Genomic DNA, 22144 nt, shown 5'->3' on the forward strand with positions numbered 1-22144 from the left:
GAGCTATCTCCTCAGTGGTAGTATTTGGGTCCGCGGATATTGGGGTGGTCGACGCTCACCTCTCCGGCCGAGCGGGGGCGATGGAGCGGATCTGCGTCGAGCTTCTTCTCGAGGATGGATTTGACGGCGCCGTATTTTCGCGCGCCGATCTCGAGAGCGCGTAGCGACGCGGCGTCGACACGGACGGCACCGTAAGCGCGTGCCAGCCGCACTATGCCGAGACAGGAGCGGTAGCCCTGCTCGGGATGTGGCCGGTCGCTCAGGATCATCTCGCACAGCATCCTGACCGACGGGCCAAGCCGTCCGGCTTCATCAAGCAGGCGTTCGACCGTCCAGTCGCCGTAGCGACGATGGCTCGAGGGCATATGGTCGTTGATGGTGGTGTGATGGCCGTTGCCGGACCCGCGCATGTGGGACGCGACCCGCTCGCCCCTGAGGAAGATCTCGACGGTGCGCGCGGTCAGCCGCACCTCGACCTGCGCCCGGGCATGACGATAAGGCACCGAGTAGAAATGCTTTGCTGCCTCGACGTGATAGTCGATGCCGACTTTGCAGCGGCGCCACTCCGCCAGGACGTAGGGCTCAGCCGGCAATGCCTTCAGCAAGGGACGGTCGATTTCCTCGAACAGCTCACGCCGCGACCGGCCGAACCGGCGCATGACGCGGGCGTTCAACGCGGTCATCATCTCGGCCATGGCGGCGCGTAGATCGTCCAGGCCGTACCAGACCCGGTTACGAAGACGCCCAAACAGCCAGCGCTCGACGATGCCGACACAGGCCTCAACCTTGGCTTTGTCTCGCGGGCGATATGGCCGTGCCGCGAGTACCGAGGTGCCATAGTGCGCCGCGAGCTCGGCATAGGTGCGGTTCACCTGCGGGTCGTAAAGGCACGCCTTGATGACCGCGACCTTGGCATTGTCGGGAATGAGAAGGCGGGCCGCGCCACCAAAGAAGTCGAAGGCTCTGACGTGCGAGTCCGTCCAGTCCGGGAGGGTCTCGGTCCAGGTCGGCCACGCAAACGACAGGCTCGATGCGCCCATCACGGCCACGAAAAGATGAGCCTCGCGGATCTCGCCGGTCAGCCGGTCGACCACCACCGACACCGTGTCGCCAGCATAGTCGACGAACATCCGGTCGCCGCCCAGATGGGTCTGCCGCATCGTCACCGGAAGCCGCCCCTCCCAGGAGCGGTACAGCTCGCAGAACCGGGAATACCGGTAACCGTCGGGATGAGCCTCAATATATTCGTCCCACAGCACCTGCAGCGTAACGTGCTTGCGCTTGAGTTCCCGGTTCACGACCGCCCAGTCGGGTTCGTGCCGACCCCGCTCCGAGCCTCGCTTTGCCGCTACACCGTACAACTCGAGTTCGAGTGCCGTGTCGGTCAGCCCGTCTGCCAGCGGCCATTCCAGCTTAGAAGCGCGAAAGCGCTGAAGCATCATCCGGACGCCCGTGCTCCCGACGCCTACGCGCCGCGCTACCTCCCGCGAAGGAAGACCGGCATCATACGTCAGCCGTAAAATCTCGCGCACTTTGCGCATCGCAATTCGCTCCGTCGGCATTGGCTGCTCCTCGAAAAGAAGCAGCCTGCGACGACCGGATCACACCACCAAAACACTCCGCATCTGATCGCGATCTAATCGGAACGCTGATCGCGATGATCCCGGAATGCTGATCGCCATCATCTCGGAACGCTGATCGCCATCATCCCGGAATGCTGCGCGCGATGATCCCGGAATCCGCACTCAGGACCCGTGTCTCACGCGCGATCTGCTCTTCCATCATTGGCCAGATACCCCGCGCCGCGGCACAATAACCAGACCAGTCCGCCTCGATCGACGCCGACGTCCACTGTGCAATATGTGCCTTTGAAAACATCCGCTTGGTTGCGGTCGCAAATAGCAACTCGGACAACTCCGTCCGGAGATCATCATCGGCATTCTTGAGCAACGATGGCACAACCTCTTCGCTGACAAACCGAGACCGCGCCAGGCTAGCCGAAATCAGACGCTCCCGGACCTCCGCTAGCTCACGACTGCTCGGATTTTCCTTGCCGCACTGCCTCCTCACCTCGCTGAGACCAGCCATGATCGTTTGATGATGCTCTTCCAATGTGCGGAGCATCGCTTCCGAACTCATCTGCGTACCCTTTTCCTTGCCGGACGATATTACACCGCGATCCACACGATTTTGCATCTTCGGCCAGCGTCGATGCGACGTTCGCCCTTCTAGATATGCCACTCTAAAGACCTGATTGACGGGCTCAAGCCAAGCTTTTCCCCTACGGAACGGCGGTGCCTCGTCGGCGTTCGCGTTGTCCCGAGTGTGCATTATGACGTTCATTAAAAGATGCCGTCCGCAGTCGTTGGCCGGTCTGCACGGCTTGCCGGAAATCGCTCGGACAACGTCCTTTTGAAAGCAGGTCTGTTCGGCCGCATCGCGCAGAGATTGGTGTGAAAACGAAAGCGCTTAGGGTCAGGACTCATTGGTCATAGCCAGAAGATGACGGTGGCCGCGAGCGCGACGGCAGAGAAGAAGACGGTTGGGCAGCGGTCGTAGCGAGTGGCGACGCGGCGCCAATCCTTCAGACGGCCGAACATGATCTCGATGCGGCTGCGGCGCCGGTAGCGGCGCTTGTCGTATCTGACCGGCTCGTTCCGCGATCTGCGGCCCGGGATGCAGGGCTGGATGCCCTTGGCTTCCAGGGCGTCCCTGAACCAATCGGCGTCATAACCACGGTCGCCAAGCAGCCACTGTGCTTTCGGCAGATCGTCGAGCAAGGCTGCCGCGCCGGTGTAGTCGCTGACCTGCCCGGCGGTCATGAAGAAGCTCAAGGGCCGCCCATCCGCATCGCTGACGGCGTGCAGTTTGGTGTTCATGCCGCCTTTCGTGCGGCCGATCAGGCGGCCGAGATCCCCTTTTTTACCCGCAGACTCGATGCCGTGCGGTGTGCCTTCAGGTAGGTCGCGTCGATCATGACCGTTTTCGGTACGGCTTCTGCTGCCGCGAGCCCCTCCATCATGCGCAAGAACACACCCCTCTCGCCCCACCGCTTCCAGCGATTGTAGAGCGTCTTGTGCGGCCCATAGTCCTTCGGCGCATCACGCCAGCGTAGCCCGTTGCGGTTGACGAAAACGATACCGCTGAGCACCCGCCGATCATCAACCCGAGGCTTGCCATGGCTCTTGGGAAAATACGGTTGCAGACGCGCCATCTGCTCATCCGTCAGCCAGTACAGGTCGCTCATCCACGCTCTCCTCACGGAGCCTGAATCAGATCGCGCCTCTCACATCAATGGGTCCTGACCCCAGGGGGATCGGCACCTTCATCGTTATGAATACGGGCAAGTGTCAGCCAGCGCCGTTCACGGGCTTTCCCGTCCGCAAATTCTGAACCTAGACCGCAAGAACGGTGTCGCTGGACGCGGGCCAGCGATCCGTCAGAGATCTTCCACCGACATCGAGACCACATCACGCTGGGTTACCGGTGGTTCAGACCCAGCCGCACCGAGGCCGTATTGCATTGAGAGGGCCGCTCCGCGAGTGGGGGGGGCATGCCTCACGCCAGCAACATCGTCTATTGCGACGGTCCGGACAGCCCCCACGCCTTCGACATCGTTCCGCTTCAGCCCCGTAAGGGTAGCCTGGATGCGATGTGCCCAGTCTGCAAAGGCCGAGGCCAATGGAATACCGAGATTGATCTCGTCAGCTTCCGCTGCAAGCGCACCGCCTGCGATCGTTGCCACGGCGCTGGATGGGTAGAAACCGGCTCTGACCCGGTCGGCCTGCCCGATATTGAGATCGCACCGGGAGGCTACCCCCGGTGGACTCTACGCTTCGAGGCTGCTGACGAGGCCACCCAGATTGATCCGGGGACGCCAGGCCTATCGCAGGCCTAGGCAATTACTGGTTAGGGTCGGGCGCCCCGAGCTTCGCCGCGATCCGCGCAACTTCCTCGTCACTTGGCTCCTCCGGCAGTTCCTCGCCGGGCAAGAGAGCGTCGTCGGGAATGCCTGGTGCGGTGCCGGCGATCGGCTCGTCAATGGCGCGCTCGTTGGCACCGTCCGTGATCTTCTCTCTACTCGGCATTTCAGTCTCCTCTTGTAGCGCTCAAACGCACAGGGGACGTTACAGAGCCCTATCACGCCCACGGATGGGCAGATGCTTCGGAGAGCGCCGCACGGGCTCAGCCATCCGAGTGCCGCAAGGACTGCGCACTGAAGCGCTCTAGCCAATAGACTTGCGTTTTGTACCCGTTGTCGCAGGTTGCTTGGTACAGCCCGCGTTGCAATTCCACGCAGGAGCAGCGAGATGATCGAGACATGGCGGCGCGAACGAAAAATTCGTCAGGTCCTGCGTGGCCTAGCCCGCCAGCGCGTTGCTATCGTGCATCGGGAGAGTGGGATCTGGGTCATCGAATGCGCGATGGCCCGCAACGACGAGGTCGAGGCGGACCTTGCCACCTGCCTCATGCGGGGCTGGGTCGAGCCTCTTCAGGAGAACATGCCAACTGGTACGCTCGAATTCGACTCGATCGGCCGAGCTTCCGACCCCCGTTTTGATCGGATCGAAAATCATTTCGGTCTTACCGATGGTGGATGGGCTGCGTTAAACCGCGCTCATGTCTGGACGGTCATTGGCGTTATCGTGGCGCTCGCCTCGTTAGCTGCGACCTTCGCCGTAGCCAGTTAGTCCGCCATCCCGTCGACCCAATCGCGTGGCTGCTCGCGCGGGTTGCGCATCAGTTGCTCGAGGAAAAATCGGTCACGAAGCTGGTGACCACATCGATGTCGTTCGCAGTCAGCCCACTTCCCTGGTCGATGACGTCGCCGGCATTCCGGGTGGCGCGGAACGCCTTGAGCCGGGCAAGCGCGTCCTGGAGGTCGGGTGTTTGGGTCATGTCTGCTTCGTCGCGAACCTGGACACGGTCATACTCACCGGTAGCGACCATGTCGTTTGCAAACGCCTGAGCCGCAGCCAAATTGACGTGGATCACCTCTCGGCCAATCTCGCGCCCCGCCTTCTCGTAGATGATCGTGTAAGCCATGTCGCCGCCCCCTGATACCGGAGTTGGCATATGGGCTCGGGTAGTTCCTCGCCAAGGGCCTCAGGCGCAAGAGCGTGAATGGCAAGTTCGCCAAGTGCGGTGGCGGGCGCCAAACCAGTCTAACGCGGGACGAGCGCGGGCGATAACACTAGCGCTCGCTCCGTCAGTTTTTCGCCGGCGCGGTGACGACCGCAAGAAACTCGCCAACCTACCGTCGTTTAAGAAGAAGGGCCCATCCAGAGGCTACGAGGAACTGGATGGGCCTAGTTCCATCATCCCAACATGGAGACCATTCACATCACGAGGCTGCGTTGGCATGGGCGATGGTCGCCGACAGCGAAACCGGGGGGCGTACTGTCAGCGTGGGCTTATCTAAAGCCATAACGACGGCAGCTCTGTTTACCCAAGTTTATACCAATTGTCTTAGCGGAACAGGTCGCCCCCAAAACCTAACGGCCCGCCTCAAACGCCGTGTGAACGCGAAGCGGGCCGGCCATTCACTTTCCGGGCACCTGGCCCTCTACAAACGCAAAAGCCGACGCGATGTTCACCGGTAACGGCCCGCCTCAAACAGGAGTGAACTGTGAGACGAGCCGGCCGGAGCTCTGGAGACATCACCAGCAACCTTCGAACTGTCCGCTGATCATTTAGGTCCGACCTGGAAGGAAGATGGTGTGACGATGGTATCAGAGCCAGCCGGACGGTAGCCAACTTGGCGGACAGCGAGAAAACGATGCTCACTGCGCGGACCGATCGCCTCGCCTCGGCAGTTCGTGCTTTGACTCGGAAAACCTTCCGATTGGTGATGGTGCGGCGGGCTGAAATACCACCCCGAGGTTGATCCCGCCGCACCGCCCTCAGTCCGTAGTCAAAGCCAGCCGTGCCGCAACAGCCATTTCGCGGAAAGCCGTTTGTCAAGTAGCTCCGGCTTTATCCCATGGCGTTCGGTCCTCGACCCGCTCCATTCGACTTTCCCACATGTACGCCGCGACGTGCTCGATCACCGCATTTTCGTCGTTGCTGGTGCAGAGTCGGCATCGTCCGGCCATATCGAGTCCTTGCAAGTTTGTTCCCTTTGCGTTCCATAAGCCGATGCACCGGCAAACGCGATCACGGTCGACTTGGCGGTCCAGATCCTGCGTGCCACGCTGGAGCAGACCGAGCATGGCCGCGTCGATACTGTGCCGGTGCGCCTCGCGTTGCGATGCCTATGGTCGCACTGCCCAGAGCGCTGGCCGCTCGTGATGTTCTGGGAGGGCGCTCAACAGGATAATCAGATCGGACGCAGCCAGAGCGTGACGGCGTCGTTCAATGGGATTGTCCGTCAGTTGCGGCGATCAGGGGCAGTCACAGACGAAACGCCCTGAGGGCGTCTTTCGCGATAGGACAGCTCGGACAGCCATCCCTTGGTTAGATAAAACTAGCTGACCGTTTGCCATCAGCCCCAGCCTCAGACTAACCAGGAAGTGGCTTATTTCGCTCGTTGTCGGCGCCAACAACCACGCGCGACCGTCGAACTCAGCATTGCGCATCGCGTCTTTCGCGTCACTTGGCAGCTGCGAGGCGAGGTCCAAGCTTCGGTATCGACCACTTTTCACTGAAGTTGAGCGTCAGTGATTATGTCAACCGCAGCAGCAATTCTGCGCCAGTCCTCGACAGCAACACGATCGCCAAGCGCGTCGCTCAGATGGTCGATGATATAGTCTGTGGCCAGCGTACCGTGTGCGGCTAATATTGCTCCGGCCTGTATCCAGACCTCGCGCTCTTCCATGGGCCCAGCGCGGCCCATCAGATGACCAGATTACGCCGCTCGATCTCAGCTATCAGCGCATCGCCCACAGGGTTCCCCGGCACTGCGTCTGTCAGATGATACGCTTCCAGCAAGCTCTGGTCATCGAGGAACTCGATCACGTCGGGGTGCAGTAGCGGCGTTGTCATTCGCGAGCCTATGCGCAGCCGACCGATTCGGGCAATGCAGCGTAGCTGCTCGACACGCGGTTTCGTTCGGTACATCCTGATACCATGCGGACCCCAACCACGCGTCAAATCAACGTCGAAGGCCTAGTAAGCCGACCTCGCAACGGGAAGCCGTGGACTTCCGCTGACGACTACAAACTTCTATCGTGGCACGGGTCGAAGAGTACTCGCGACATTGCCAACCTGTTGGAGCGATCGATCGCTTCGGTTTATGCGCGCTCCCACGCCCTTGGCCTGACAGGCAAGAGATAGACAACGGACGAACTAACCACCTCCATCAGATCAGCGTCAATCGGGCTTATTCCTAAAACGGTCCGTTATGATCATGCCGATTAACACTACAGCGAAGCACAATATGGTAATCGTTAAGCTGCTCATTGAGCGAGGTAACAGCGCTTGGCCGGACCGCGCAATGGGTTATTCCGATCGCCTGGCGCCTTCAGAAACTTAGGTTATGGACGAACTCACCACCTCCGAAATTGACATAAATTCCAAGGTTCAAGTAAGGCATATTTCTCTCGCGACATTCTATCTCGCTCAGAAGCGCGCTTGCGTATGCGCGGTCGACTTCGTCACAAACCGCCCGGTACGCGTCTCGCAGCTCAGTGTCTAAAAGCCGAGCCAGTATAAACCGAATCTTTCGTCGGTATAACTCCACGGTTTCCGAGGTTGTTTCGCGGCCCGCACCGTCCTTAGTTCGTAACCAATGATGCTGGATACGGTCGAGCCCGCTCACCAAAACGCGCAGATGGTCGAGCTCGATTGCAAGCATGCTGACGACTTAAACCGCCTATTTATCTGTCGCAAAAACATAGGTTTTATTCAATTTGAAGAACTCACAACCTCCATTGTCGGCATAGATTTTCCGAGCGAGGACAAGTCGAAGAGCAACAGGCGAATGGGCGTGGAATGTCATTCCCACTCGTAGTAGGCCGACGTAACGAAAAGTTAGATAGTCGAAGGGTAAGGTTCGGCATGCCTAGGACCGTTTGGAGCCACCATGAGGATTTGACCCATGCCCGCCTTTATATGGCAGGAGAGCCGGTTGATGTCATAGCGACGGCCTTAAACCGAACGGTGTCGATGATCACAACGCGAACGAGCACTTTAGGCCTGCGACGCCGAAAGCTCAGAGGCGATACAAGTCGGCGTGGAAACGCAGCTTGGGTAATCGGAGCCGCCCTACGTTCGGCCTTGCCCGAGGATGAAACTCCCTTCGCGCAAGATCTTCTCGATCAACTGATGTGACGCCGCATAGGATGGCTGCTGTGGCGTCCACCCATACCGTAACTCAAATATATATGCCTACCTACCCTGCCCGACCCGGTCCCCGACGTTCCGAAGCCCACCCCTCCCTGCCAGATGCGGCCGGCACAGCGACCATTGTACGATCCTCACGCGTTCTATCCCGATCCCGAAGGTCCCGAATTTGGAGCCTGACCGACTGTTTCTTGGCGCCTTACCGTTAAACGGTCTCCAGAGTACCGTCGGGAGTCGAGCCCCGCACTCAACCTTCCCAGCCACGACGCACCTGGTACCTGCTTGACGCAGGTCAATTTACTCGATCGTTCGAGCATTTATTTAGGCAAGATGGCGAGAACACCAGTTGAGATCCGCGCGCAGGCGGAGGCGTACCGACAGTTACACGCATACCTACAGGGACCGATCCTGACGCCAGCCATTGAGGATGTTGCCATCGCACTGGATAGGCTGGCCGTGTCGATCGAGCAGAAGAATGAAGCGATCCGACTCATTGACGGTGGCGCGATGGTTACGTTGCTGACCACCTGATGTGGTTCAAGCAGGCAGGCGCCAACTCCGTTAACCGGGTCTCAAATCAACAGAATCACAGCAGGTACCCGTGAAACTTACCATAAGCAGGTTCAAAGGCGATCGGCGCGAAGTCGGCGATGTTGTCTTTTTCGAAGGTCGAACGATCGCGGACGATCATGTGAGGTTAGTCGCGAGGCGTGGGAACAGATCCTCGTCAACTGGCATCGCGATCCAGTGGCGAAGCTCGAGGAGATGTCTCGCGACCCTCGCGCCCATTGGGCGCGTTTCGCGACGGAAAAGGTTTGGCGTCTCTACCTCTGATCAGCCGGAAGCTCCCTTTCCATGGCTCTATCCTCGTGAGGAAAAGCCAGAATTCGGTACCTGATCTGCTACGCCGAATTTCGCCTAGTCTCTGCGGTTTTCCTCTGCCGCTTCGCGCCGTACGCGCCGAGCAGCGGCATCGCTTTCCTTCTTCTGCTTCCGCGACATCCGGTTGTGAGTGCTCGCCCAAAGCAGCACGGCCCCCAAAATAATGGGCCCGCCAATTACAACGAAGGCCCAGAGCGCTTCCATCCGTCGATCCTCCCTCAGCAAGCATGTAGAGTTCCTTCGAACGGCGCACGGGAGATTTGGCTCCAGACGTTGCCCTGAATTAATGCGATTACATGCGAAACCAACTACGCTGATGCGGGCACTAGCGCCTATCTGGAGATCTCATGGGACAGGGAACGAGTAGCGACATTCTCGCCGTTTTCTATGTCATCCTCGGCGTCATCTTGGCGCTCGTTGCGACCGGCTTCGCTTTGCGGCGTAATGGGCGCCTGCGCGGCCGACGCGCTGGGCTCGCGTTCGCAGCGTTGTGCGTCTCACCACTGGTGATCGGTATCGTCTGGTATGTTTGGAGCGTGCCGACATAGGCCACTGCGTCTTCGCTCGACTAGCGCCGCAGGTGGTTGCACGATCGACCGGTGATGAGGAAGGGCCGGAGTTCGGGACTTAAGTCACCGGGGCGGACGCTGCACGCGGATTACTATGTTCGGTTCGCCCGTCGGACCCCGCCCGGATACTGGCCTAGTGCTATGGTGAACCGACAGGACCTCGATAACTGTCATTTCCCCGTCGACCCATATCGTAACGGACTCGCCAACCCTTGGACATGCGAGGAAGCGGTGAACGCCAAAGTCTTGATCGCCGTCCTTGAGAGACAGTCCCTCCGGCTTTCCATTTGTTATCCTGATAAAAATTCGGAGATCAGAACCTATCGCATTCGGTCGCTCCACCCGAGGCGGCAGAGTAGGCCGTAGACGTTGATCAAAATCTCGGCAACGCTGGACACCGTTTAGTTTCGTCGATCTACCCACCACCATGGAAGATACCCCACCCAAGATCGTCAACCTATTCCTCTCCGCTTTTGCGGAATCGGTTCACGGGCGTTGCATTGGCGTACCCCAGGGCAAAGCAAGCGAGATACTGGTTGGATACACTGTCTTGTTTCGCCGGTTCCAGCGCGCATTGAAGCGCGCCCTCGCCTCCATCGAAGCTTACGAGATCCGACGGCTTGCTGAAGGTTGGGCAAACGAATCCAAGGGCAACGCGACCGACCACCTCTACGATCTTCTTGAAGCAATTTACGTCGCAGCAGAGTTGTTTGAGTTTTATGAATCTGACATCGTTCGGTTCATCGACCCTGCTCCAAAAGCGAAGGCAGATTACAAAGGAGCGATCAAATCGCTCAAGCGGCTTCCTGTGATTATCTGCAACCGTTGCAAACACAATCATGCCTACCTGCAATCCATAGAGATTGTCTATGACAACGCGAACATTACCACTGGATTTGCCCTTTACCGAATGAAAGACGAGACGGCGAGTATCGACCTTGAAGTGCATCGGGAGCGAGAGGCTTTTTCATTTAACTGGATATGCCGGAAACTACTGGGTGGTTTGCTAATGGCCGATGCAGAGGTCGGCAAGTTAATTTCATCTATGCCTGAAATGGGCGCCATAAAGCTACGCTCGATCAACTATACCTTGCCGATTTACGAAGAATTCAAAGCGATCTCTGAGCGGGGAACATCTGGAATGCCTAAGGAGAAGAGGCTGCCCAGATTGTCTTTAGACCAAACGGGACACATGAATGTCGACAATTCTGCGTGCGATATTTCTCGATCGGGAACAGGAAAGATGGCGGCCGTTATCGATCTCATCTCTTCATCTCTCGCCATTGAGCTTCCGTATGTCCAAGGATCTTTGACCGTGAGCCTCACAGCGGATGACGAAAACAGCCCGCCTTTAGCTGCTTTTATGCGAGTGGTTGTCGGCGGTGTGACGGTTGAAGACGAGTGAATGCTTCGCTCGTTCCAAAGCAGTCGCGCCGTTAACCGAATAGTACGCACATCGCTCAATTACGCCCGCGCGTAGAGGTGTCAGAAAACCCTCGCGCATGGAGGTGTCGGAAAACCCCGCCTATGTCATGCCACCCCTTTAGGACTGACACCCCCGCCAGGCCCCGCCTCGCGCGTGCGCGCTTACCGCTCCCGAATGCTATTAGGGGTGCCTGACAAAATTCCCCTTGGGTGCCTGAAAAAACTCCGGCTACTGGTGCCCTTTAAGGGGGTGACAAAATCCCCTTTTAGGGCCTCCGAAACTGCCGGCCCCTCGTGCGTACGGCTTACAAAAATTATCGCGGAGAGCGCCCGCCCTTTTCTACTCGTCGTCTACTTTAGAGATACGCTGTGCTGCTCCGGCGTCGCTACTCGACTGCTACTTTAGTCAACGATGTCAGGTTCTATCAGGTCCGCATGGGGTTCCGAAGACCAGCGCTTGTCTAGGTTCGATCGAGCCCGAGCGATCCCCTCCCCCGTCTTCGGCCCCGTGCTAAGCCCGCCGTGAAACTTGCACCGGCCGTTGCGGTATATCTCAGACATGCGGCACGGCGTCCCTCGTCGGTTCCTCGCGCCACACCGTAACCCCCGCAGATCGTCAGGGAGGATCGGCAGCGCCGCAGGGGTAGGACGCAACCCCCGCGCATTGCATTCCCACCGTAGCAGTGCCGCAGCATTCTCAGCGCGCACCAGATCGCACGCCGTCACATATTCGCGCCAACGCCGCTTGAGATCGTCGGTTGATAGGCTTTGATTGTTTTTCCGATCGCGAGCCATGCCGACCTCCGAACCCCAACACGCGCGTGCGCCTGCGATGCCTCCGGAAATAGGAACCCCAATACGCGAGCGCATGCGGGCGAAGTGTAACATTCACGCACCCGCGATGGCCCGAAGATCGCTAAATCGACTTCCCCTGCCCTCGCCTTCGCCACACCTACCGGCACTAATGGCACTAATGGCACGGCCTCCGTCGACCGCCCTGCCCTTCTTTAAAGATAGATAGATAGAGACCTTTTTTAGGTTACGTCGCGAGGCCAGGCACGGAGGCAGATCGATGGAGAGACCCCGTGCCATTAGTGCCGCTAGTGCCAAATGGGCCTGAAACCGCATCAACGGCCGAACTCCCAAAGCATCACTGGCTCGACCGTCGGATGCGAGCCGTGGCGCATACCGCCCCTGACAAACGCGGTCCGGTAGTCCCCTTGGTTACCGGCAACGATCGCCTGCTTGTTGTCGAGCATGATGATCCGGCGACCATCGAGCCAAACGGCTAAGCCCTGGAAGTCCCAGTCCGTGCGTGCACCGACACCGAATAGGTCCCCTGCCGTCCAGCCCAGCGCCAAGGCCTTCACCGCCCAGCGCTCGCGAGCGAGCGTCAGGGCGTCGATGACCACCCCCCGCCAGTTGTCGGGCCGCTCGAGCTTCCGAGGCGGTGGCATCAACTCCAGCCGGCGAAGTGCTGTGGCAAGGTCATCGGGTAGCCCGTAGTTCTCAGGCGCGGGCAGCGAGCGCCCTTCCCCCTCTTCGGCCAGGACCGCGGCTGCGACGTCACGCCAGCTACCCATTTGCCACCTCGTGCACTGCCGGGTTCACGAGGAAGTCCTTGGTGGCTTGGCCGGGGCGATCACCCGCCCGGGACGGCGCCGCGCGCAGCCAACCGGCCTCGACTAGAGCTTCAGCCGCAGCATCCACGTCAGCCGCGATCTTGAGCGTCGCGATGCCACTGGTACGGCGGATGTCCCGAGCGTTGATCCGTGGCGCCTTGGTCTTCAGGATGTGCTATCCCAGCGCGGCCGCGTTTCGTTCGCTCAGCGGTAGCGCAGCGTCGCCGAACACACGGACGGCTGACGGCTTCGCATAGTCGTCAACGAACCCGAGGACGCCGACGAGCGTCGCGGCGCTGATCGTCGTTGGCTCGTGACCGTTGCCCGCCGCCCAAGCCAACAGTTCAGCGACGAGCGCCAGCCGAAGCACAACGTCGCGCAGCTTCCCCAGGAACCCCTTGTACAGTCCCGCGGCTTCCCGAACGGCACCGTCGTTGTCGCGGATCCACTCTTCGAAGATCGTGGCCGCGGCTTCGCTGAGCATCAGTACGATCGCGGAAGCGTTGCCCTCCTCGTCTCGCTGCGGCTTGGTGCTCAAGAGGCGCCGATAGACCCGCTCCAGCTGGTCGACATCGGCAACGGTCGTCGGGCGTTGATACCGGATCGGATCGGGCTACGCCCACAGGAAGCGAGCTACCAGACCATCGTCCGCCGTCTTCAACAGGCACTCGGACAGCTTCTCTGGCTGAATGCCGCCAAGCACCGTCACGCCGTTGAACGAAATGAACAGCGGCGCCTTCAGGCTCTTGCGATCAACCGTGAAATGCCGTCCGCCGAACGCCTCTAGCCAGAACTCCCGACCGCCTGGTGAGTAGCGCTCGAAGCTCATCAGCCAGCCGGCGAGCTCGTCGCGCAGATGCAAGATGCCGTTCGGGTTGCCGGCCAGAATATCCATGACTGCCTCAGGCGTCCCGTCCTGCACCATCAATCGGGACCTCTGAGGCTCGTCGGGTTCAACCGCGGCGTCTGGCATGGATGGTGTCGCGTGCCCGCCCTTGGTCGCTTCCTTGACGTTGGCTTGCCAGGCGGCGCGTTCAGCCTTCGCCCGTTCTGCCGTCGTCTGCCAGCCGATCAGCCCAGCCTTGTGCTGCTCGGCAAGCTCCTTCTCCATGCCGCGCAACGGCCCAGTGGCGGCGTCGATCGCCGGCGACTTGTTCGAGGACGGGTCGCCGACAGGCGCGACCCACAGCACACACGGCTCTCGCCATCCCGGTGACGTGGCGAACGGCTGCACCGAGCGCTTTGCCCCGACCAGCGACGCTGCAACCGCGATGACGCTGACCGCGACATATTCGGCAGGAGCCCCCGCCCCCGCGGCGAGATCCCGTATCAGCGGCCAGAGGGAGCCGAACATTTCCGTCGGCATCTCGGGCGGCTTGGTGCGACCCCCGGTAAGGATCGTCATGTCCGGAGCGAGCCATACGGGGCTCTGCGCGTTATCGCCGACGATAGGTAAAGGGCAGAACGGACGGGCGTCGTCGTAGCTCGCCTGCAGGGCTGCGGCGTTCATGACCTTATCCCCATCAGTTCGGCGTTGAAGTCGACGAAGGGCGGCGTCGGGCGCATGATGCGAACCGACAGACCCGAGGCGCTGTAGGCTTCGGCAGCTTTCTGTGCTGCCACCTCACCCGGCGCATTCCCGTCCGCGCCAATGACAACCGAGCGCACCGCGGGCGGGAAGATCATGGCGGGCATCATGGACGTACCCGCAGCGACCCAGACCGAGCGGCCTAAGCCTTGTGCCAGCGTCAGCCCATCTTCCAAACCCTCGCAGACCAAGATGCTCGCAGACGGTGGTCCAAGCTGGATCGAGCCACCGATAACGTTGCCCAAGCTGTATTTCACCTTAGGCTTGCGGTCGCTGTCAGTCGCCTTCGTCGCTGCCTTCCGCCCATCCTCGGTCAGGTACGTGCGTTGCAGCGCTACGAGGTCGCCGGCCGCGTCGGTTACGATCGCGACCAGTGTCGGCAGTAACCCCGGACCGTTCGCTGCCAGGACACCGTTCCCCTCGATCTTGGGCGGAGCGAGACGCGCGAACCGCAATGTGTGCGGCAGATCGATCATGATCCCGCGCGACCGGAGATAGATAGCGGCCGGTGTCTCCCCGATCGGTACGGAGTCCTTGACGATCCGCTGTGCGATTGGGCGCATATCTGCCTTGGGCTTTGCTGGCGCACGCTGCTGCTCCAGCTCGCGCAGCGCGCCGCCATCCAGCATCCCGATCGCCTCGCGCATCTTCACGTTGTAGGCGCGCATCACGAAGTCGATCACGTCGCCTTGAGCATTGCACCCGAAGCACTGGAACCGGCGATCGTCGGCGTAGATCGTAAAGGACGGTGAACTGTCGTCATGGAACGGGCAGCAGCCCTTCCATTCCCGACTGGCGCGCGAGAGCCTGACGCCCGCTTTGGTCGCCACGCCTGACACCGGGAAGCGGTCGCGGATCTGTTGAGTGATGGCCGCAAAGGCAACGCTATCCATCTGGGCCATTACATGCCCTCCCGATCATTCGACGCAGCAGGACAGACCCACACGTCGCATTGCCCTGCGTACCGGTCGCGGTTCATCGCGTAGGCGGCTGCGATGGCCTCCTGCGCACTCGGGTATGATGTGAACTCCCCCCAGCTATTGCCGGTCGAGGATTCGTGCGCGACTTCGAAGCCCGCAGCTTGGTCGCCCATCACGCAGACGGTCCCGGTATAGAGCCGTGCTGGTGCCGGAAATTGAATAATGCGGCTCATGCGTACCGCTCCTGAATGGGGAAACCATGCTCGATCGACAGGCGCATCGCGTAGTCGGATGCCTTGTAGGACTTGCGCCACAGGACGCCGACGCCACCGCCGCCAGCCGGGGCTTTCACGCCGACCACGTAGCCGTGCAGGATCGGGAAGACGGCGACAGACCACTGATCTGTCTCAGGCCCCATGCGCCGTAGGTCGACCAGCTTTGCCGATGGCGGCAGGCCGTAAATGCGCTTTTGCTCTGGGCTCAGCACAAGGCGCGGGCTGATGCGCCCCGGCTTGATCGACTGCACGCGATACCAGGCATCAAGGGTGGCGGGCGTGTCGCGATACTCGACCTCGGCCGGGTTGCCCGTCTTCCTCATGCTGCGCACATGATCGCGCTCCCGCTCGCGCTGGAGGTTCACCGCGGCAATCGCGCGGCTCTGGACATGATGCGGTTGGCGGTCTGCTATGGAGAGGACGAGGCCGCTCATAGATCCACCACTAGCACATTGAGGCCCGTGCGCTTGGCAAGGCGGCGCAGGAACTCGTCACGGGCGAGCCGGTAGGCCGGGAGGTATTTCCGACCCTTCCGACCGTACGGGACACGGGGTTGCCAGTCCGCCTCCAGCTTTCGGTTCTGGAACACGAACGACACGGTGAAACCGTCTCCAAGCGGCATGCGCTCACTGCGCATCTCGACCGCGCTCATGCCGCATCCTCCTGCCGGTCGAGGACAGTAGCACGCCACACGATAGCGTTTGCCCCGGAGACGTTCGGGCGACGCTGGCCAGTATCTCGGATCATTCCCTTCTTCAGCAGTTCGGTGAAGCGTGGCTGGAGCGAGTACCGCTTATAGTCAGCGATCGCGCAGGTCTCATCCACGGTGAGTCCGTTCGGATGGGCACAGAGCACCTTATGGACGACCGCCCGCAGATGGTCGGCCATAGGTGCGATGCCGACGTATGCTGCGGCACTGGTGTCAGTACGATGTCGTGTCATGCGTCGCCTCCGTCGGCGAGAGGGGGAAGGCCGTGTTTGTCGAGCAAGATCACGAGCCAGTTGCGCTGCTTTTCGGTCAGCGGGTTCGCATCGAAGGCAACGCCCCCGAGGAACTGACCTTCGCGCGGCTTGAGCAGCACGCCTGCGGTAAGCAGGGACATTGCGGCTTGCTGGTGCTCAGCCATGCTGCAGGTCCCCCCACGCATGGGCGGCGACGAGCGCCTCTCTACATCCGTGCAGACCGACGACATGGAGCCGTTGCAGACGGAGAACGGAGATAGTATCTGAGGTGCTGCTTACGTTTTGAAGATTCCGAGAAGGTCGCCCTGCCAGGCGGCCTTTCTCATTTGCGGGCTGCGGCGCCCGTGCCGTTACTGATGCCATAGCCGATCACGCGGCTGCTCGTTCGGATGTGCTGTTGAGCACTCGCTGCGATGCCCATGCATCCAGATCGGACACTGCATAGGCCACCATCCGGGAACCGAGCTGTCGAAACGTCGGTCCGGATCCGTCGATACGCTTTCGTTCGAGAGTGGATTGGCCGATCCCTAGGTACTTTGCCGCGTCCGTTGTGCGGAGATACGCCTGCGTCATGCCAGGTATTCCCTGTCTTTCCCGAAGAGCGTCGGGGTGGCGCATGACAAGCCGTGATGGCTTGTGACGACAGGGTATTTGGCAGGTTCACGAGGGCGAAATAGTAGGAGGTTTTTAGAAAGTCACGCTGACCGCGCGAGCGGAAACACGTTTGACACGGTACCCCTACCCTCAATCACCAGCGCAACATGCCGGCTCCAGGCTTCGAGCGCGGCTCGCTTCTCGGCTTGATAACGATATGTCTGATATACACCGACAATCCCGGCTCGCGACCCACCTACATGGTTGATAACCGCTTCGGTGACTTCGGTCGGAAAGCCAAGCCGTTGGCACCCTGTCGCGAAGGTGCGGCGCAAATCGTGGAACGTCCAAGGCGAGATGGCCAGCGCGGCTATCTCCTTCTCTGACGCCCCGGCGTCCGCGGCTTCGGACCGCATTCTTTCCAGCATCAACCCGTCGAGCTTCGCCTTTGCCTGTGCGAAGTTAGTGGCGGGGCAAGCTCCGCTTCTGGTGAACAGAAACTGCGCCTTCCCTTCGATGACCGGTACGACGTCAATGATAGCACGAGCTGCGTCGGTGAGCGGGATCAGGTTCGGAAGCTTGTTCTTGGACCGCGCACCCGGCAACAGCCACTCGTTGGCGGCCTTGTCGATCTCCGACCAGGATAGCCCCCCGACCTCCCCTCGCCGTTGACCTGTCAGGATCAGCAGGCGCGTTATTGGGCCGAACAACCCGCCAAGGTCACCAGCTGCGAGCCAAACTAGGCGCAGTTCATCGTCGGTCAGCGTTCGGTCCCGTATGCCTACACGATACGGAGGCTTGATCCCGAACATGGGGTTCTTGGCTGGCGGGAGATACCTGCGCTCTTTGTCGCAGGCGTATCCGAAGATCAGGTTGAGAATAGAATAAGCGCGCAGGGCACCCGACCCGCTGCGTTCCTTGATTGCGTCGATAAGCTCGATAAGATCAGCGTCCGTAATCTCCGTGAGCGACCGGTTGCGCAGGCGCGGCTTCAGATCCCGGTTGATCACGTTGCGCTGATCTGTCCAAGTCTTTGGCTGGTTTGCCTTCGCATAATGCTCAACCCATCGATCGGCGAACGTTGAAAAGCCAAGCCGCTCAGCGATGACCGCTCTGACCTTCTCCTGCGCCTTTTCAGCCTTCGCTACTTCCATGACCGCCTTAGCGGCATCGAAGGGGTCGACCTTGCGGCGGACCTGGTCGAGCAACTCCTTCGCTCGGGCTGTGGCCTTCTCCGCAGTATAGGGGGAACCGTGGGTTCCGATCGTCACCCTACGCGTAGGACTACCTCTCCCGCCGATGCGGTACTGGACTATGTAAGAACGCTTGCCCTTGTCGGTTACCATGACGCCGAAGCCCTTAACGACCTCGTCCCAAAGGTATGCGCGCTTACCCTCCGAAGGCTTCTCGACTGCCTCGACGGTTCGCTTCGTGATCTTGCCAGTTGCCATAGAAGCGTACTCCCTTGGATAAGCACGGGACTATCACGCCAGTAGTAACAAGTGAAGACTTATGACGACGTAAAGCGACACAAAGTAGAAACGGCAAAAGAACATGACGACATCTGACGACACGTGATGTCTACTGACTAGTAAAGAGCGCGTATCGGCCCTTCGGGTACAATCACTTGTCGGGCTCCCGAAATGCGCTGACAGGGCGTGCGTCAGGTCCGCGGATGGTGTGGGACAAATGTGGCATTTCCCCCTCACGTAACGCCCAGGACCACGACCACCGCAGGCAGCCTTCGGCTGTGGAATCATGCGCTAGGCGCATGATGCGTGCTTTGTGGGCCTGTGTTCTCATCGCACCCTTCGCCGTCTCTCAGTGTCTCTGCGTGGCAGACCCGTCCGACGGGGTCGGCGTCAAAGGAGAATCGTCCGCCGAGCGGACAATGCTTTTGTTTGATTTGAAGACGCCTCAACAAGAATACCGGGCCTAAAGGCCCTACGGTTTCCACGCCGCTGCGCGTCGCGGAGCCTCCGTCATTCGTGTTGACCCCGTCAGCCGTGCCTGCCGCTTGAGCCCCTGCGAGGACGGCTCCGGGTGCGATGAGAACAAAGGCCGGGCCTTGCCCATCAGCACAGTAGAAACAGAATTGCTCGCTACCGCGATCAATGCGTCTTTGATTTTTTATTTACGCCCCCTAGTCGGGGCTTTTTTTATGCTCGGACTCACCGTGTACGATGATTTTGCGTCAAGTAATCAATCAGGTTGGTCAAATAGAGTGAAGGGGGTAAAAAGAAGATGTCGGAGGGGAAAGGCCCCAAGCACCGGCGAACAGGGGGATAGGCCCTCGCAACGTGGAGTGAATACTATGAACATCGGTTCTTTCGAGTCGGTCTGCGGTCAGCTTCTCGGTTCGGTCGCAACGGCAACCATCGACCTGGCGCGCCTTGGTCTCCGCCCCGTCGAGAGCACGAACGGCAAGGCCCCCGCGTTCGAGATCATGGTTTTGAACGTCGCGAAGCGTTGGGTGCAGATCGGCGCCCTTTGGGAAATGACCAGCAACAGCAGCGGCGAAATTTTCTATCAGGGCAAGCTGGACGACCCGAGCATCAGCGAACCCCTCCAGATCATGCTTTTCGGCAATAACGAGGAAGGTTTCCGCGTCGTCTGGAACCGCGCGACCACGCGCCGCGAAAATCTGGACGGCACCCGCCAGAACCGCCGCAAGGCAACGGATGACGGTTTCGGCACCGGCAACGCCACCGACAACGGCCAGCTTTCCGAGCCGCTGAACGACGAAATCCCCGCGTTCTAAGCAACCAAGACGGGCGGGGAGAGCGCTCTAACGCTCCCCCGACCCTAAACCGCCATCCCTGCCAAAGGCTACGAACCATGACCAAGAAAACGACCTCCCCGCGCCTTACCAGCTTTGCCGACTTGGGCGAAGCCATGAACGGTACCAACGCCACGCCCGCCACCGGCAGCGCGTCCGACGACGCGACCGACCCGCGCACGGCGGAGATTGCCGAGAGCATCGCCGACGCAGCCGCAACGACCAATTTTCAGGAAGCATTCGGCGACGTTGGCGCGCTTTCCATCGTCGAGCTTGGCGCAGACCGCGCCGAACTCGACATGCCCGAGCCGATCGAGGCGCAGCACGATTGCGCGGCGATCATGGCAACGATTTTCGACCTGTTCCGCGATACCCGCGTAGAGGCGAGCGCACAGGCGATTGCATGGGGTTTCGTCAATTCGTTTCACTACGAAGCGCAGAAGCTGGAACGCGAGGAAGACACGCTTTGCCGCGACCTTGGCGAGATGACGCGCCGTTATGATCCGTCCGAGATTTACGCGGTCGAAATGGAGGAATTGCAACTGCGCGCGCAGACTAAGACCGAGCAGCGCGCCGCCATCGAATGCATGCGCGACTATGCAGCCGATTGCTACCGTGCACAGTCCGGCCACCCGTGGTCCCCCGCGCGCGGATCGAAGGTTTCGAGCGGAGGCACCGCAAGCCAGATTGCCGCGCTCGATTTCCTGAAGGCCCGCGCGCAGGACCACCGCGAAAAGCGCAACCCAAAAGGCCCTCTTGTCGTCTTTTCCGGCGGTCAGGACTGGCACGACTTCCAGCAGCTTTGGGACCGCCTCGACCAGATCAAGGCCCGTATCCCGCACATGACGCTTTGCACGACCGCCCAGCGCAAAGGATGCGACATGATCGCCGCAGCATGGGCGGCAAGCCGTGGCGTTACCGTGGTTGCCTTCACACCGCAGACGGGCCGCTATGGCAACCGCGCCGGGTTCGTTCGCAACGAGCAGCTTGTAAAACTCGCACCCGTTGAAGCCATCGTTTGCCAAGGTTCCGGCCTGCAATCGAACCTGTTGCAGACCTTGAAGGACGCCCGTGTCCCGACCCACGCCTTCCGTATTGACGGACAGGCACCGGCACCGACCGCGACCAAGCGGCAGGCCTTCAGCTAAACCCGGCGCGGCGCCGCTTTAAACGCGCCGCCCCCTCCCCTTTCCTTGGCAGGAAAACACTAGGCCAGCGACGGGCGAAATCCCGGCGCTGGCCCTTTTTGTCAGCGTTGCTGTGGGGGGAACCCTACGGTTCCCCCCACGCCAGGCGACCGGCTGCGCGACATCCATGGCACGGCCCCGTCGGGCCGCACCTGGACGCCGCACAGCCGGTCGCCTTCCCCCCTCCGGTAATGCGCTGCCGCAGCTTGAGAAGCTCGCGAACGAGCTGCCCGATAGTTCGGTTTGAGGCTGGTGCGGCACCCGGCTCGCTCGCATCGGTCAGGCCCTTCGGCCTGCCCTTCGCTACGCATCGGCCGGGGACGCGCTAGTGCGGGCATCGAGCCCGCCCTAGCGCTGCTGCCGCGGGGAAAAATCTATCTCAAGTCGTCCTATTATCGCGGGCGGCGCGACGAGCCTCAAGGGACGGCAGGGTCCCACCATTTTTCTGCGAAAAATCGTTGCCCCTACCGCCGCTAAAGCGGTCGCAAGAGCGATCCCTTGACCCTCGCCGCGCCGCCCTAATCCGGAATGCGTCTTAAAGAAGAAGGAGGACGAAATGCAAGTCGCGTTGTTCAGAGCACTAAATCGGCTAATATCGACGATGAGGCAGCTGCAAAGGCGGTCGTCGTCGTCGAGGAGCAGATCGACATGGCCGTAAGTCGTGCAGTTCAGCCGATGGGACTGAAAATCGCCGCGCTGGAAGGCAAGATCGGGGCTCTCGAAGGCAAGATAACCTCCATGCAGACCGGGATCGAGGCGCGGTTAGACGCCGGACTGAAGGGCATGCAGACGTCGATCGACGGTCTCAAATGGTACGTCATCATCACGGGGTCGGTAATGACGTTCGCGATCGCACTCGGAGGCGGTCTGACCGCTTGGGCGCAGTTCATCAAATAGCGTCCGGGAGGGGCTCCGGCCCCTTCCTTCATTCTCCAAATGATAAGGGCCATCTGGGCAATCGGGTGGCCCTTTTCCGTTGCTGATTTCGACGGGCGCGCGGCACCGGCTCGCTCGCTTCGGCCGGCGACGCGGCGGTGCGGGCATCGAGCCCGCCCCG

General features: G+C 60.5%; 24 protein-coding genes and 1 pseudogene. 8 read left to right on the plus strand and 17 right to left on the minus strand.

Annotation, left to right across the window (positions count from 1 at the left end; genetic code table 11):
- Positions 1 to 11 precede the first annotated feature (11 nt).
- The 4 genes from istA to QFZ54_RS19755 all read right to left on the minus strand — a co-directional run bounded on the left by istA (position 12) and on the right by QFZ54_RS19755 (position 4088).
- Complete coding sequence (istA, locus tag QFZ54_RS19740) at positions 12 to 1541, minus strand: IS21 family transposase (RefSeq protein WP_307090520.1); 1530 nt, start codon at positions 1539 to 1541, stop codon at positions 12 to 14.
- 163 nt (positions 1542 to 1704) lie between these two features.
- On the minus strand, positions 1705 to 2139 hold the full coding sequence (locus tag QFZ54_RS19745; RefSeq protein ID WP_307090358.1) for a hypothetical protein: 435 nt from the start codon (positions 2137 to 2139) through the stop codon (positions 1705 to 1707).
- Positions 2140 to 2489: 350 nt separating this feature from the next.
- Positions 2490 to 3247, minus strand: a protein-coding gene (locus QFZ54_RS19750; RefSeq protein WP_307090096.1) for an IS5 family transposase whose coding sequence is annotated in 2 segments (ribosomal slippage) — positions 2490 to 2914 and positions 2914 to 3247 — 759 coding nt in all. Because the reading frame shifts where the segments join, the coding sequence is not laid out codon by codon here.
- A gap of 655 nt (positions 3248 to 3902) precedes the next feature.
- Positions 3903 to 4088, minus strand: coding sequence for a hypothetical protein (locus tag QFZ54_RS19755; protein ID WP_307090360.1), 186 nt, complete (start codon positions 4086 to 4088; stop codon positions 3903 to 3905).
- A 222-nt stretch (positions 4089 to 4310) separates the two neighbouring features.
- Here QFZ54_RS19755 and QFZ54_RS19760 point away from each other — a divergent pair, with 222 nt between their 5' ends.
- On the plus strand, positions 4311 to 4691 hold the full coding sequence (locus QFZ54_RS19760) for a hypothetical protein (RefSeq protein WP_307090362.1): 381 nt from the start codon (positions 4311 to 4313) through the stop codon (positions 4689 to 4691).
- 49 nt (positions 4692 to 4740) lie between these two features.
- Here QFZ54_RS19760 and QFZ54_RS19765 read toward each other — a convergent pair whose 3' ends face one another.
- The gene (locus tag QFZ54_RS19765) at positions 4741 to 5046 is read right to left on the minus strand and encodes a hypothetical protein (RefSeq protein ID WP_307090363.1); all 306 of its coding nucleotides are present in this window, start codon (positions 5044 to 5046) and stop codon (positions 4741 to 4743) included.
- A 1121-nt stretch (positions 5047 to 6167) separates the two neighbouring features.
- Between QFZ54_RS19765 and QFZ54_RS19770 the strand changes: the two genes are divergently transcribed.
- Positions 6168 to 6413 (plus strand): hypothetical protein, encoded by a 246-nt coding sequence (locus tag QFZ54_RS19770; protein ID WP_307090365.1) that lies wholly within the window; start codon positions 6168 to 6170, stop codon positions 6411 to 6413.
- A 421-nt stretch (positions 6414 to 6834) separates the two neighbouring features.
- On the opposite strand, the gene QFZ54_RS19775 is transcribed toward QFZ54_RS19770, so the two are convergent.
- Positions 6835 to 6984, minus strand: a complete 150-nt coding sequence (locus tag QFZ54_RS19775; RefSeq protein WP_307090367.1) for a hypothetical protein — start codon at positions 6982 to 6984, stop codon at positions 6835 to 6837.
- A gap of 1581 nt (positions 6985 to 8565) precedes the next feature.
- On the opposite strand from QFZ54_RS19775, the gene QFZ54_RS19780 reads away from it, so the two are divergent.
- The 3 genes from QFZ54_RS19780 to QFZ54_RS19790 all read left to right on the plus strand — a co-directional run bounded on the left by QFZ54_RS19780 (position 8566) and on the right by QFZ54_RS19790 (position 11139).
- Entirely contained in the window at positions 8566 to 8814 is a 249-nt protein-coding gene (locus QFZ54_RS19780) for a hypothetical protein (RefSeq protein ID WP_307090368.1), read from the plus strand.
- 698 nt (positions 8815 to 9512) lie between these two features.
- Positions 9513 to 9713, plus strand: a complete 201-nt coding sequence (locus QFZ54_RS19785; RefSeq protein WP_307090369.1) for a hypothetical protein — start codon at positions 9513 to 9515, stop codon at positions 9711 to 9713.
- A 448-nt stretch (positions 9714 to 10161) separates the two neighbouring features.
- Positions 10162 to 11139, plus strand: coding sequence for a hypothetical protein (locus tag QFZ54_RS19790; protein ID WP_307090371.1), 978 nt, complete (start codon positions 10162 to 10164; stop codon positions 11137 to 11139).
- Positions 11140 to 11561: 422 nt separating this feature from the next.
- Here the strand turns inward: QFZ54_RS19790 and QFZ54_RS20585 are convergent, their stop codons facing one another.
- The 11 genes and pseudogenes from QFZ54_RS20585 to QFZ54_RS19835 all read right to left on the minus strand — a co-directional run bounded on the left by QFZ54_RS20585 (position 11562) and on the right by QFZ54_RS19835 (position 18572).
- Positions 11562 to 12047, minus strand: a complete 486-nt coding sequence (locus tag QFZ54_RS20585; protein WP_373458646.1) for an HGGxSTG domain-containing protein — start codon at positions 12045 to 12047, stop codon at positions 11562 to 11564.
- A gap of 239 nt (positions 12048 to 12286) precedes the next feature.
- Positions 12287 to 12742: a hypothetical protein gene (locus QFZ54_RS19795; protein ID WP_307090373.1), complete on the minus strand. Its 456-nt coding sequence runs from the start codon at positions 12740 to 12742 to the stop codon at positions 12287 to 12289.
- Positions 12743 to 12956: 214 nt separating this feature from the next.
- A pseudogene (locus QFZ54_RS19800) lies at positions 12957 to 14291 on the minus strand (DUF3987 domain-containing protein).
- Positions 14288 to 15271: a CHC2 zinc finger domain-containing protein gene (locus QFZ54_RS19805; protein WP_307090375.1), complete on the minus strand. Its 984-nt coding sequence runs from the start codon at positions 15269 to 15271 to the stop codon at positions 14288 to 14290. Before QFZ54_RS19805 ends, QFZ54_RS19800 begins: the two are co-directional and overlap by 4 nt.
- A complete protein-coding gene (locus tag QFZ54_RS19810) occupies positions 15271 to 15522 on the minus strand; it encodes a hypothetical protein (protein WP_307090378.1) in 252 nt (83 codons plus the stop codon). Before QFZ54_RS19810 ends, QFZ54_RS19805 begins: the two co-directional genes overlap by 1 nt.
- Positions 15519 to 15998, minus strand: a complete 480-nt coding sequence (locus QFZ54_RS19815; RefSeq protein WP_307090380.1) for a hypothetical protein — start codon at positions 15996 to 15998, stop codon at positions 15519 to 15521. Before QFZ54_RS19815 ends, QFZ54_RS19810 begins: the two co-directional genes overlap by 4 nt.
- Positions 15995 to 16216 (minus strand): hypothetical protein, encoded by a 222-nt coding sequence (locus QFZ54_RS19820; protein WP_307090382.1) that lies wholly within the window; start codon positions 16214 to 16216, stop codon positions 15995 to 15997. The genes QFZ54_RS19815 and QFZ54_RS19820 overlap by 4 nt, the downstream gene beginning before the upstream one ends.
- Positions 16213 to 16506, minus strand: a complete 294-nt coding sequence (locus QFZ54_RS19825; RefSeq protein ID WP_307090384.1) for a hypothetical protein — start codon at positions 16504 to 16506, stop codon at positions 16213 to 16215. The genes QFZ54_RS19820 and QFZ54_RS19825 overlap by 4 nt, the downstream gene beginning before the upstream one ends.
- Entirely contained in the window at positions 16503 to 16691 is a 189-nt protein-coding gene (locus QFZ54_RS19830; protein ID WP_307090385.1) for a hypothetical protein, read from the minus strand. Before QFZ54_RS19830 ends, QFZ54_RS19825 begins: the two co-directional genes overlap by 4 nt.
- 205 nt (positions 16692 to 16896) lie before the next feature.
- Positions 16897 to 17145, minus strand: coding sequence for a helix-turn-helix transcriptional regulator (locus QFZ54_RS20590; protein ID WP_373458647.1), 249 nt, complete (start codon positions 17143 to 17145; stop codon positions 16897 to 16899).
- A 77-nt stretch (positions 17146 to 17222) separates the two neighbouring features.
- Positions 17223 to 18572: a tyrosine-type recombinase/integrase gene (locus QFZ54_RS19835; RefSeq protein ID WP_307090387.1), complete on the minus strand. Its 1350-nt coding sequence runs from the start codon at positions 18570 to 18572 to the stop codon at positions 17223 to 17225.
- A gap of 863 nt (positions 18573 to 19435) precedes the next feature.
- On the opposite strand from QFZ54_RS19835, the gene QFZ54_RS19840 reads away from it, so the two are divergent.
- The 3 genes from QFZ54_RS19840 to QFZ54_RS19850 all read left to right on the plus strand — a co-directional run bounded on the left by QFZ54_RS19840 (position 19436) and on the right by QFZ54_RS19850 (position 21984).
- Entirely contained in the window at positions 19436 to 19882 is a 447-nt protein-coding gene (locus QFZ54_RS19840; protein ID WP_307090388.1) for a DUF736 domain-containing protein, read from the plus strand.
- Positions 19883 to 19959: 77 nt separating this feature from the next.
- Positions 19960 to 21048 (plus strand): DUF2493 domain-containing protein, encoded by a 1089-nt coding sequence (locus QFZ54_RS19845; protein WP_307090389.1) that lies wholly within the window; start codon positions 19960 to 19962, stop codon positions 21046 to 21048.
- Between the two features lie 687 nt (positions 21049 to 21735).
- Positions 21736 to 21984, plus strand: a complete 249-nt coding sequence (locus QFZ54_RS19850; protein ID WP_307090391.1) for a hypothetical protein — start codon at positions 21736 to 21738, stop codon at positions 21982 to 21984.
- Positions 21985 to 22144: the final 160 nt, after the last annotated feature.

This window comes from Sphingomonas faeni (assembly GCF_030817315.1).
GTDB classification, from domain to species: domain Bacteria; phylum Pseudomonadota; class Alphaproteobacteria; order Sphingomonadales; family Sphingomonadaceae; genus Sphingomonas; species Sphingomonas faeni_C.

Coding starts and splice junctions, on each gene's coding strand:
- istA (WP_307090520.1), bottom strand. CDS start 1,541: ATGCGCAAAGTGCGCGAGATTTTACGGCTGACGTATGATGCCGGTCTT.
- QFZ54_RS19745 (WP_307090358.1), bottom strand. CDS start 2,139: ATGAGTTCGGAAGCGATGCTCCGCACATTGGAAGAGCATCATCAAACG.
- QFZ54_RS19755 (WP_307090360.1), bottom strand. CDS start 4,088: ATGCCGAGTAGAGAGAAGATCACGGACGGTGCCAACGAGCGCGCCATT.
- QFZ54_RS19760 (WP_307090362.1), top strand. CDS start 4,311: ATGATCGAGACATGGCGGCGCGAACGAAAAATTCGTCAGGTCCTGCGT.
- QFZ54_RS19765 (WP_307090363.1), bottom strand. CDS start 5,046: ATGGCTTACACGATCATCTACGAGAAGGCGGGGCGCGAGATTGGCCGA.
- QFZ54_RS19775 (WP_307090367.1), bottom strand. CDS start 6,984: ATGACAACGCCGCTACTGCACCCCGACGTGATCGAGTTCCTCGATGAC.
- QFZ54_RS19785 (WP_307090369.1), top strand. CDS start 9,513: ATGGGACAGGGAACGAGTAGCGACATTCTCGCCGTTTTCTATGTCATC.
- QFZ54_RS19790 (WP_307090371.1), top strand. CDS start 10,162: ATGGAAGATACCCCACCCAAGATCGTCAACCTATTCCTCTCCGCTTTT.
- QFZ54_RS20585 (WP_373458646.1), bottom strand. CDS start 12,047: ATGTTACACTTCGCCCGCATGCGCTCGCGTATTGGGGTTCCTATTTCC.
- QFZ54_RS19795 (WP_307090373.1), bottom strand. CDS start 12,742: ATGGGTAGCTGGCGTGACGTCGCAGCCGCGGTCCTGGCCGAAGAGGGG.
- QFZ54_RS19805 (WP_307090375.1), bottom strand. CDS start 15,271: ATGGCCCAGATGGATAGCGTTGCCTTTGCGGCCATCACTCAACAGATC.
- QFZ54_RS19810 (WP_307090378.1), bottom strand. CDS start 15,522: ATGAGCCGCATTATTCAATTTCCGGCACCAGCACGGCTCTATACCGGG.
- QFZ54_RS19815 (WP_307090380.1), bottom strand. CDS start 15,998: ATGAGCGGCCTCGTCCTCTCCATAGCAGACCGCCAACCGCATCATGTC.
- QFZ54_RS19820 (WP_307090382.1), bottom strand. CDS start 16,216: ATGAGCGCGGTCGAGATGCGCAGTGAGCGCATGCCGCTTGGAGACGGT.
- QFZ54_RS19825 (WP_307090384.1), bottom strand. CDS start 16,506: ATGACACGACATCGTACTGACACCAGTGCCGCAGCATACGTCGGCATC.
- QFZ54_RS19830 (WP_307090385.1), bottom strand. CDS start 16,691: ATGGCTGAGCACCAGCAAGCCGCAATGTCCCTGCTTACCGCAGGCGTG.
- QFZ54_RS20590 (WP_373458647.1), bottom strand. CDS start 17,145: ATGCGCCACCCCGACGCTCTTCGGGAAAGACAGGGAATACCTGGCATG.
- QFZ54_RS19835 (WP_307090387.1), bottom strand. CDS start 18,572: ATGGCAACTGGCAAGATCACGAAGCGAACCGTCGAGGCAGTCGAGAAG.
- QFZ54_RS19840 (WP_307090388.1), top strand. CDS start 19,436: ATGAACATCGGTTCTTTCGAGTCGGTCTGCGGTCAGCTTCTCGGTTCG.
- QFZ54_RS19845 (WP_307090389.1), top strand. CDS start 19,960: ATGACCAAGAAAACGACCTCCCCGCGCCTTACCAGCTTTGCCGACTTG.
- QFZ54_RS19850 (WP_307090391.1), top strand. CDS start 21,736: ATGGCCGTAAGTCGTGCAGTTCAGCCGATGGGACTGAAAATCGCCGCG.